Origin of the sequence: Vibrio sp. 10N.222.52.C3, from assembly GCF_041474195.1 — a bacterium.
Lineage (GTDB): Bacteria > Pseudomonadota > Gammaproteobacteria > Enterobacterales > Vibrionaceae > Vibrio > Vibrio crassostreae_C.
The window spans coordinates 16,323-27,082 of record NZ_JBFRTQ010000056.1 but is presented as its reverse complement, the minus strand read 5'-3'; the positions used below and the strand labels follow the sequence as shown (position 1 = coordinate 27,082).

Genomic DNA, 10,760 nt, shown 5'->3' with positions numbered 1-10,760 from the left:
TTACACGCTTATGGGATAAAACCCGGTTGGTATGACATAAAGTTAAAAGTGCCCGTTTGTCCACCAGCAAATTCCAAACCAACGATAAGATTGGCGTATCAATGCCAACATCCAATGTTTCCAACGCTTGCCAAGGCGATTGTCACGATGCTGAAGCAATACAACGTCGATGTTGATCTTTACGGTTACGAAACCGATCCTCCACACGCTGATGATGTCGATATTTGGATTAACCCTATGGGTATCGCTAATAACAGAGACGACGCTTTAGCCGGTTGGCTAATGGACTACAGTTTTCTTGATGAATCTAGCCCGGCAGAAGACTTCGACCAATGGTGTCACATGATTGACCGTTGGCGTTCTGGTGAATTCGAGCAATTCCCAGCAAGACAGTTAGGTAAACAACTAGTCCAAAGCAATCAATTGCTCCCGATGTTCCATTGCTGGTTAGGCGTCAATAAAGATCAATGTGGTACGTTGCAAAACGCGAAATGTAATGCATTAGGTTGGTTCGACTTTAGCCAAGTTTGGGTGAAGCCTGACGTTGATTGAAATCCAAGAAAACTCAATTAGGACCAAATAACTCATTTAGGAAAAACGATGCAAACTCTGATGGTTACATTTATTACGCTGGTGGCATTTGCTGCGAATTCAGTTTTGTGTCGCTGGGCCTTAATGGATCAAACGATCGATCCTTTGAGCTTTTCGATCGTTCGCATCTTATCTGGTGCGCTTACGCTTCTGATTTTATTAACTTTGTCTTCCCAATCTAAAGCTAGACGTGTGTTAACAAACAACACATCGCTATACACAAGGTTAAAATCACAGTTTCAATTCACGTCAATACTGTCACTGCTCGTGTATATGTTTGGTTTCTCGTTTGCTTACTTAGAGCTCGGCGCAGGTCTTGGTGCTCTGGTGTTGTTTGTCGCAGTGCAATTTACGATGATTGCCGCGCACTTGCTTTCTGGCAACAGAATGTCACTTATTGAGTGGTGCGGGTGTTTGTTGTCTGTGGCAGGGCTTGTTTACTTGTTAATGCCAACGGAATCGGCACAGGCACCCGACTTAGTTTCTATCATCTTGATGTCTCTGGCCGGAATTGGGTGGGGCATTTACACATTGGCAGGAAAGAAATCGTCAAACGCACTGCAATCGACCACCGCTAACTTTGGATTCAGTTCGCTAGTTATCCTTGTGGCATTGAGCTTATTAGTTTTGATACCTAATGCGTTAACGCAAGTGTCTATCACTGAGAAAGGTTTGATTTACGCGATTATATCGGGCTCTGTGGCTTCTGGTATCGGTTATAGTTTGTGGTATTACGTAGTGAAAAAACTGAATACGGTGGTGGCGTCTATTGCACAGCTTTCTGTTCCAGTTATCGCAACACTTGGTGGTGTATTATTGTTATCTGAACTTGTCACCATGCAATTTATAGTCTCATCAACCGTTATACTTCTAGGGATAAGCTTGGTTCTTGTCGCCCCTAAACTTAAGAAATAAAGAGTTCAATCATTAACTTCTATGGCTAAACCAAACAAGAAACAACCGACCAAGACGGTTCAGATTTTCTGTGCCAAATGTAAAACGCAGCTTTTTAAGTATCGGAAAGGTGGCAAAGGTGCACTCGTGAAATGTTTTAAGGAGCGTATCGTTGAAGATTTCACGACAAAACCATGTGTGTGCCCTGAATGCGGGATTGAATTTGCGCGAGACACTTTGGTTCGAGGTACGCCAGCCTACAAGTTTGTTGGTGGCAAGGTAACGATGAAATAACCCGTCACGATGAAACGACCAATCATTATAAACGAGAAAATAATGTTGAAACTAAAAATGCCACAGCACAGTTTGTGTGTGGCATTTCAACGTTGCTTTTGATACTCAGAGTAAAGAATTGAGCTCAGTAAGCTCTGACACGCCCTTGAAGCTTAAGAAGTAATAGCGAAACAATTGCGCCCGTCGTATCACACAGCATATCTTTCTGTGCATCCCAAATATCACCTTGTGAGCCAAGGAACGCGATACCTTCATCACCACCTGCAATCTCCGCATACCACCACTCGATAATTTCATAACCTGCAGCCACACTCATGATCGCAAATAGCGCAAAGAAACATGCCAGTACCGGTTGAGCCAGTTTTTTACGAATCAAGTACTCAGCGAGTGGGTAAGCATAAAGGCCAATAGAGAAATGCGCGACACGGTCAAAGTTATTCCGTTCTGAACCTATCATGTTATTGAACCAATCAAACGGCACTTCCGCAAAGGTATATTTCGCGCCTATCGTATGCAAAATCAGCCAGATAAACATCAAAACGTAGGCTGTCTTAGTGAAGGTGAGCTTTGTTGATAACCACCAGATACCGACCAATATCGCAAGCGCTGGGACAATTTCGGCAATCCATACCGCTCTTGAAGAAGGAGCAAACGCTGAAAATAGAAACACAATCAGATACAGCGTCGTCAATGACAGTAATGGTCTATTTTGAGCAAGTGGCGTAATTGTCATCATCAGATCCTGTATTAGTTTCATGTATAGTTACACAATAATGAACAGTGTTCAATTGTGCTCTAATCACCATATTTGTTGAAAACCGGCGTTATCGCCCAGTATCTAGACAAACGGTTGCGAGAGTTTCACAAAAGTTTGATTTACAACAAAGCGATCCTTAAAATCGCTCTATTACTACATAACAAGAAAGAAAGTCATGAAACTGGAAACTGTCGATTACCTTGCTGACGACGCAGCAGAACAATTTGTTCGCTCTCTACGTGAAACTGGTTTTGGTGTTCTTAAGAACCACCCAATCCCGAAAGAGCTTGTTGAGTCAATTTACGAAAACTGGTACCAATTCTTCATCTCTGAAGAAAAAGAGAACTTCCACTTTAATGTTGAAACACAAGATGGATATTTTCCACCTTCAGTGTCTGAAGTTGCTAAGGGTCACACTGTAAAAGACATCAAAGAGTACTTTCACGTATACCCATGGGGTCAAATCCCTGAGCAGCTGAAAGAACAGATTCTAGATTACTACCAACGTGCGAATGCTTTTGCTCAAGAGCTGCTAGGTTGGGTTGAAGCTCATGCTCCTAAAGAAGTACAAGAGAAATTCTCTATTGCGTTATCAGAAATGATCAACGGCAGTGAACAGACTCTGCTTCGTGTTCTTCACTACCCACCAATGCAAGGTGATGAAGAGCCAGGTGCAATCCGCGCTGCGGCACACGAAGACATCAACTTACTGACGGTTCTTCCTGCTGCAAGCGAGCCGGGCCTTCAAGTTAAAGCTCAAAATGACGAGTGGCTAGATGTTCCATGTGACTTCGGTAACATGATCATCAACATCGGTGACATGCTTCAAGAAGCATCTGGTGGTTACTTCCCATCGACAACTCACCGTGTAATCAACCCATCAGGTGAACGCCAAGAGAAGTCTCGTATCTCTTTGCCTCTATTCCTTCACCCGAAACCAGAAGTAGTGCTATCTGAAAAGTACACAGCAAACGAATACCTAATGGAACGTCTAAGAGAGCTTGGCGTTATCTAGTCAGTTCAATGCTTCGTCCCTAAAATTGGGATAGATGTGAAAGGTCAGCTAAGTCGCTGACCTTTTTTGTATCCGTACCAAAGAATTGCGGCTTTATTACTAACGGTTGTATTCAACGAAATGGTACTCAGTTTTGACGATAAAAGGTGCCTTTAAGCCAAACGTTAGAAAGTTGTTTGTCCTTAAGCTCGACAAATCTTAGAAAATCGCTTTCAATTAAAGAAGATACGCAACGGATGCGAAACAGGTTACTTATAGTATCCACAGTTCTAGAAATCCATTAATTCAGAGAAGCTAACTGAGTCAACTATGTCGAATTATCAAGATGTGAGAGCAAACTTTCATTGCCATATGGAAAACCCATTGCTTTGGCCGATAATGGAAGTGCTTAAGCAAAAGCCAAGCGGATGGAAAGTACACACATTGGCAGCTCATCTGAACGATCTTGGGTTTGTGCCAGTGTTGGATGCTGTGCCTGAGAAAGAGTTGTTTAAAAAGAACTTCCTTATCATGAATGCGCTTTATCAGCTTCAAGAAACCTTACACCCAGATGGTTGGCTCCAAGTCCAAGCGATGGACATCGAATTGATGAATGGTCGTTATCACGGAAGCAGTCACAGCATCGATCATCAAGACCCACTTCGAGAATACTACATTAATTGGGTTAACTATGAAGCGGATGAAGGTGAAGTCAAAAGGCTGTTGAACGAATTTTGGACTCGGTATAGAAAGTATGTGGGTGGTGATGAACTCGATATGGATCGAAGTCGAGCATTGAACCTGTTTGAGTTACCTTTAGACGCGACACACCATGAAATTAGAAAACGTTGGCGACAACTGGCATTGAGATGGCATCCGGACAGAGACGAAGGCAACACCGCAAAATTTCAGACGCTCTGTGAAGCATGGCATGTATTAAGAAGCTCATAATCGACAGGCATTTTTAGCTGTCTAATTGCTTAGAACCCTAAAACAGAAAGCCCCACATTGTGAGTGACACAAGTGGGGCTTTGTCGTTATTACGTTATGTTTTGGGTAACTACGTTATGTGCTGTAGCGACTTAAGTTATTGGTGTTAGGAGTGATCTTTGCTCTCACCACTTTTATGTTCAAAGGCATAGTCGAGTACTTTACGGATATAAGGCGCACCAACTTTTGAGCCACCGTTACCGTGTTCAATAACCACAGTTGCGACATATTCAGGGTGTTCATACGGTGCGAAAGCCGTGTAAAGCGCATGGTCAAGCAAGTGTCTAGCGAGTTTCTTCGAGTTGTAGACCTGGTCTTTCGCAAGATCAAAGACTTGTGCAGTTCCTGATTTACCGCCGCTCGTGTATTCAGTTCCCTTAAATGCACGTCTGCCGCTGCCTCGATTACCGTGGTTTACGAGTCGCATCGCATTGATTGGCACATCCCAAATTCTATCCGGTACTTCGGTGATTGAGGGCATTGGCTCCGGTTCGACAAGTTGTTGTGTACTGAAATCTTCACCATGATCTAAGGTGGCTCTTAAGATATGAGGTGGCATCACCTTACCATGATTAACCAATACTGACGTTGCTTTAGCAAGTTGCATAGGTGTCGATGTCCAATAACCTTGGCCAATACCAATCGGAACTGTGTCACCCTGATACCAAGGGGTGCGATAACGCATCATCTTCCATTCTCGAGTCGGCATGTTGGCGGTACTTTCTTCATAGATATCAATGCCTGTCGGTTCACCAAATCCAAATCGGTTCATCCAACTTGAAATTCGGTCAATACCCAAATCGAAAGCGGTTTGATAGAAGAATGAATCTACCGACTCTTCAATGGCTTGAGTGACATCGACAGGTCCGTGACCCCAACGTTTCCAGTCACGCCACGATTTAGAGTTTCGTTTAGAGCCAGGAATTCTCCAAACGCCATGGTCGTTACGGATGGTATCTTCAGAGATGACATGTTCTTGCAGTCCTGCCACAGCCATAAATGGTTTAACGGTTGAGGCAGGAGGATAAACGCCTAGAGTGGTGCGGTTAACCAACGGGTGAGCCGGATCATTCAATAAACGTTGGTAGTTCTTACTCGAAATGCCGTCGACAAATAGGTTAGGGTCGTAACTCGGGCTTGATGCCATCGCCAACACGCTGTTGTCTTTCGGATCGAGAATAACCGCGCTTCCAGTTCGGTGATCAAGTTGCTCAAAGACGTATTTTTGCAGCTCAAGGTCAATATTTAACACGATATCTTTACCAGCTACTGGCGGCACGTACTCAATGGTTCGGACTATTCGCCCACGGCTGTTTACTTCGACTTCTTGATAACCTTTGGTGCCGTGCAGAATATCTTCGTAATAACGTTCAACACCCAGTTTTCCTATGATTGTTGTAGCTTGATAATTCGCTTCTATCCCTTGTTCTTCAAGCTTTCTGAGATCGCTATCATTGATGTGCGCCACGTAACCAAGAACATGGGTAAGCACCTCACCATTCGGGTAAAAACGCTTTAAGCTGGTATCGATAGATAAGCCGGGGAACTGGTACTGGTGCACGGAGAACTTGGCGATCTCTTCCTCCGTTAAGTTCTCTAGAATAGTCACAGATTTAAAACGGCGGGTGTTGTGATAGCGTTTTTTGAAACGAGCGATCTGCTCTGCATCACGGGGGACATATTTGTCTAGCTTGGTGAGCATTGCATCGACATCATCGGTTTGCTCAGGAATCATGGTTAGATCAAAGACAAGCTTGTTCTCTGCAAGCAACACGCCGTTACGGTCGTAAATAAGTCCACGAGTAGGGGCGATAGGTAATACTTTGATTCTGTTGCCATCGGCACGAGTTTGATAGCTTTTAAAATTTTCAACTTGAAGTCGGTATAGATTGCCGACTAAGACAAGAGTGAACATCAAGATCCCACAAAACGCGACGATTACGCGGTTTTTGAATAGGTTCACTTCGATTTTATGGTCACGCATCTTAACGCGTTTATGATTCATTGAAGCCTCAAGGGTCTGTTACATTTGGTTACACTTGTCGAGTCGGGACTTTATCTGAATATCACTAGGGTTTTGTAAAAGCTATGTCATGTTTTGAGGGATCGACAGCATTAGATGGCGGTAAACAGTGCCTTTAATTTTCTCATTACAAAAGATGATAAGTAATTGATGTAAAGATTGGTTTTATGAATTTATAAAGTTCAAGAGTTTTGACGACACTAGAGGTTAGGTCAAAAGAGGTTAGATAAATTTACGGCCCTCAGAATGAGAGCCGTAGAAGGTTAATTTGCTTATTTAGTGGCTTAGAAGCTTTAGTAAATTAGAAGATTAAAACTTCAAAAACCTAGAAGCACAATAAATCCGATATTTAACGAAATCAGTTCGAAGGCTTGAACTGAGATTTACGCATACGGTTCAGAGCAGCCATCACATCTAACGTTCTTGGTTTCGCTAGGTCACCGTAGTTAGGCATGTTAGCGTGCCATTCGTTTTCTAAAATAGCGTTAAACTCTTTAGCAGGGTTGTTTGACCAACCTGGAGTTTGTGCGAATTGGAACCAAGCCCAACCGATCGCATTCACTTCAGACGGTGATTCTAATTGCTCAAGCGCAGAAAGGTCTGCAAACTCTTTACCAAAACGCAGTGACTCTTTGCCTTTAGCATTAACACGGAATTTACCGTCAGTCAGAATGTTCATCAGTGAAGCACGGTTCAATGAACGCGGTACAAACGTTTCTAAAGCAGTTTCACATTCGTTAGTACGCTGAGTAGGGTGCTGAGCAATCACGTCTTTTGCTTTTTCAGTCACATCTACCGCTTGGTAGTCGTGCATTTGAATCACAGTGTTCGCGACATCTAGGTAATCACCAGAGCCACCCATTACAACAATGGTAGAGATATCCATCTCTTCACGAAGCTGACCAATGCGGTCGACAAGTGGTGTGATTGGCTCATCGCCTTTTGACACTAGCGCTTGCATACGCTCGTCACGAATCATGAAGTTAGTCGCTGACGTATCTTCATCGATAAGTAGAGTTTGAACGCCGGCTTCAATCGATTCTTGTAACCAAGCCGCTTGAGACGTAGAACCTGACGCATCTTGTGTGCTGAAGTCAGATGTGTCTTTCTGCATTGGTAAATGGTTGATGTAGTTTGACAGGTTCAAGCTGTGCACACATCGACCATCTTCAGCGCGGATCTTCATCGTATCAATCGCAGTTACAATGCCTTCGCGACCGTCACCAGGAATATGGTTGTAGATAGAACGTTCAACGGCGTTCAACAGTGTCGATTTACCATGGAAACCACCACCAACGATCAGCGTAATGCCTTTTGGAATGCCTAGGCCGGTCACGTCACCTTGGTTTGGAGTATTTAACGTAACACTCAATGATTCTGGAGCCGCGAAAGGTACCGCGTCTTTCATTGGAAGGTCGCAGTTACCCGCGATACGAGGTAACACACTGCCGTTTGCAACGAAAGCGGCTAGGTTGTTTTCATCCAATTGAGCACGCAGCGCTTCTTGGTCTTCAATCGTTTCACAATGTTTGATCATTGCATCGATGTTTAACTCACGCTCAAGCGTCGCGCGACGAATAAACTTCGGTAAGTAGAAAGTGATGATGTTGTTCGCTTTCTTAGCAAGAATGCTACGACCATCAGCTGGTAAATTAATACGGAAACGAATTTCGATGCCGTGGTCTGTGAATACAACAGCTGTGTTGTCTAATACGGTTTGACCCGTCAGCGCGATAGAAACGGTCGACTCTTGTTTCGCGAACTCAGAGAAGCTACGTGCGATAAAGTCACGAGCGGCTACTTGGTATTCGTAAGATTTTTCTTTCAGCCAATCTAACCCGGTCAAAGACCACGCGCGCGTTGCACGAAAACGAGAAGCTGACGCGTATGGGTCACCTTGGATGTGGTCGATGTGTAATTCAAAATCAGCAAAGTCGTATTGACCTTTAATTTGTTGATATGCACGGTAGTTTTGTTTTTCGAGCTTTTTAAGCTTTGCAGTCAACTGATCCATAACGAGGAATGCCTATATAAGGGGAAAGATAAAAACAGAAAGGCGGCGATTATAAAAATCACCACCTTTAGAGTAAAGAGAAAGTAGGCCTAAATCCAAAACTAACTGCTCTTTTTCGCTTTAAGCGTAACGAGTTGTCCCCAAATAGTTTTGATTGATTAAGCTGTGTTCGAATTCTTGGCTCGGCATTGGTCTTCCGTAAAGGTAACCTTGGCCCACATCGCAGCCTTCGTTAATAATAAATTGCTCCTGAACCTCCGTTTCTATGCCTTCAATCGTCACTTTTAAGTCGAGCTTTTTGGCAATTTGGACAATAGAACGAACAATTTCCGAGTCTTCGTGTGAGTTGAGCATTTGGTCGATAAAGCTCTTATCAATCTTAATGGTGTCGAATGGGAACTTCTTCAGATAACTGAAGGAGGCGTAGCCCGTACCGAAGTCATCTAGTGACAATGTAACGCCAATATCGTGCAAAGATCCCAAGGTATTCTTGGCAACCACTTCATCTGCTATCAGTCCACTCTCCGTAACTTCAAGTTCTAAGAAACGAGGCTCTAAATGATAGGTTTCGAGTAGGTGAACCACTTGTTCCGCAAAGTGTACGTTCTTGAGTTGAATTGCAGACACATTCACAGCCATCTTGAAATCTTCAACGTATTCGGACCACTCTTTGGCTTTTTCAATCGCATTGCGTAAAACAAAGCTGCCCACTTCGAAAATCAAACCGTTTTGTTCAGCCATGTGGATCAGGGTTTCGTTAGAGATATCACCCAAAACAGGATGTCGCCAACGAAGCAAAGCTTCAGCACCGACCCAGCGATGCGTCAACGGGCTAACTTTGGGTTGAAAGTAGAGCATAAGGTCATCATTACGAACGGCTTGAAGCAAATAGCCTTCGATCTTATTAATGTGAGTTTGTTCTTCGGTATGGGATTGAGAGTAGTAAGCGAACTTTTGTCCTGAATCTTTGCAGGCTAACATCGCTTCAGAAGATTTCTGCAGAATGCTTTCCGCGTCATCTTCGTCGTTCGTAATTGCAATCCCAATAAACGCGTGCAAATGCACTTTGTCACTTTCGATGTCGAATTCTGAATGACCAACTTTAACGAGCGTCTGGCAAAGTTCTTCAAGGCGATGGTGTAAATCTTTAACGCTAAACGCCAATACGAGGTCAACCGAAGTAGGGCGTGCAGTTAATACATCGATATCAGAAATACAGTCGATGCGTTTTCGGTATTCAACAAGCACTTGGTCTAACGCGTTATAGCCGTAGCGTGCTTGTATGCGTCTACCGTTGGTAAAACCAATATGAACGACTGCAAATGAGCTGTCTGTCAGCCTTCTCTGTGACAGTAGCTTGTGGTTTAAGCGAGATTCAAATGCGTTTCGGTTTAAAAAGCCGGTGCCGAGGTCGTGATTCTTTTGGAAGTTAATCTTCTGTTCAGCCGCTTTTCGTTTATCAATTTCTTGATTCAACGAGTAATTAAGGCTCGCGAGATCTTTAGTGCGATTGTAAACGCGGTTTTTTAGGTCGCGATTCATTTGGGTAAGCTTGGCGTGTTGGAATAGGGTTTTAAGCTGAGATTCAATCGAAGTCCGAAAGCTCTCTAACAGTTTGATATAAGTAGGGGTGTAGTGATTCTCTTTCGAGTCCAAGATACAAAAGGTGCCAAACAGTTCACCGTTAGGCCAAAGTAATGGAATACCACAATAGGAGACTAAGCCGAGTTTGATGTCTGGGTTGTTGTCCCACTTAGGATCGGCAAGCGCGTTAGGCACAAGAAGCTGTCGTTGAGTTTCCATCACTGTTTCGCAGTACAGCCCATTCCCCAGCGTTTCAGAATCACCTTTGTTGTATGGGTTGTTCTCGCTACGACTGGTTGAAAAAACTTCAATGTAATTGGCGTGAACACGCATGATTAGTGCTGCGGGCACTTGAGTAATTTGAGCTAAGAGGTCGACAATATTCTGCCAACCGTGCTCCATATCGTCTGGGATATCTAAATCGAGAGTTTTTATTTTCTTCATATGACTCCGAGTCAATTATGCTAAATGCATCAACACATCCTGTGTTAATTATGATGAACCAAAGAAAACTGTGAATCTTACGTTAACTAAGTATAAGAAATGTTGCACGAAAAAACCTCCGCAATTATGCAGAGGTTTTCAAATGTGAATCCGGGTCTCAGTAATGAGATAATTT

At 43.5% G+C, this 10,760-nt stretch carries 8 protein-coding genes and 1 pseudogene; 5 read left to right on the top strand and 4 right to left on the bottom strand.

Annotated elements, in window-relative coordinates; all coding sequences use genetic code 11:
• The 3 genes and pseudogenes from AB4517_RS10195 to AB4517_RS10185 all read left to right on the top strand — a co-directional run.
• Positions 1–552: pseudogene (locus tag AB4517_RS10195) on the top strand (SgrR family transcriptional regulator); the annotation flags it as partial.
• Between the two features lie 48 nt (positions 553–600).
• Positions 601–1,506: a DMT family transporter gene (locus AB4517_RS10190; protein WP_372148290.1), complete on the top strand. Its 906-nt coding sequence runs from the start codon at positions 601–603 to the stop codon at positions 1,504–1,506.
• Between the two features lie 21 nt (positions 1,507–1,527).
• Positions 1,528–1,779, top strand: a complete 252-nt coding sequence (locus AB4517_RS10185; RefSeq protein ID WP_017060071.1) for a hypothetical protein — start codon at positions 1,528–1,530, stop codon at positions 1,777–1,779.
• A gap of 124 nt (positions 1,780–1,903) precedes the next feature.
• Here the strand turns inward: AB4517_RS10185 and AB4517_RS10180 are convergent, their stop codons facing one another.
• Positions 1,904–2,512 (bottom strand): DUF2238 domain-containing protein, encoded by a 609-nt coding sequence (locus AB4517_RS10180; RefSeq protein WP_017069655.1) that lies wholly within the window; start codon positions 2,510–2,512, stop codon positions 1,904–1,906.
• Between the two features lie 199 nt (positions 2,513–2,711).
• Here AB4517_RS10180 and AB4517_RS10175 point away from each other — a divergent pair, with 199 nt between their 5' ends.
• Together AB4517_RS10175 and AB4517_RS10170 are read left to right on the top strand one after the other, a co-directional pair.
• A complete protein-coding gene (locus AB4517_RS10175) occupies positions 2,712–3,551 on the top strand; it encodes an isopenicillin N synthase family oxygenase (RefSeq protein ID WP_017060073.1) in 840 nt (279 codons plus the stop codon).
• A gap of 309 nt (positions 3,552–3,860) precedes the next feature.
• Positions 3,861–4,481, top strand: coding sequence for a DNA-J related domain-containing protein (locus AB4517_RS10170; protein WP_029235437.1), 621 nt, complete (start codon positions 3,861–3,863; stop codon positions 4,479–4,481).
• 145 nt (positions 4,482–4,626) lie between these two features.
• On the opposite strand, the gene mrdA is transcribed toward AB4517_RS10170, so the two are convergent.
• From mrdA to AB4517_RS10155, 3 genes are all read right to left on the bottom strand, one after another.
• Positions 4,627–6,525, bottom strand: coding sequence for a penicillin-binding protein 2 (gene mrdA / locus AB4517_RS10165; RefSeq protein WP_017060075.1), 1,899 nt, complete (start codon positions 6,523–6,525; stop codon positions 4,627–4,629).
• A 376-nt stretch (positions 6,526–6,901) separates the two neighbouring features.
• Positions 6,902–8,557 carry an ABC-ATPase domain-containing protein gene (locus AB4517_RS10160; protein ID WP_017060076.1) on the bottom strand — a complete coding sequence of 552 codons (1,656 nt, stop codon included), beginning with the start codon at positions 8,555–8,557 and terminating at the stop codon, positions 6,902–6,904.
• A 120-nt stretch (positions 8,558–8,677) separates the two neighbouring features.
• A complete protein-coding gene (locus tag AB4517_RS10155; RefSeq protein ID WP_372148289.1) occupies positions 8,678–10,585 on the bottom strand; it encodes an EAL domain-containing protein in 1,908 nt (635 codons plus the stop codon).
• Between the last annotated feature and the right edge of the window lie 175 nt (positions 10,586–10,760).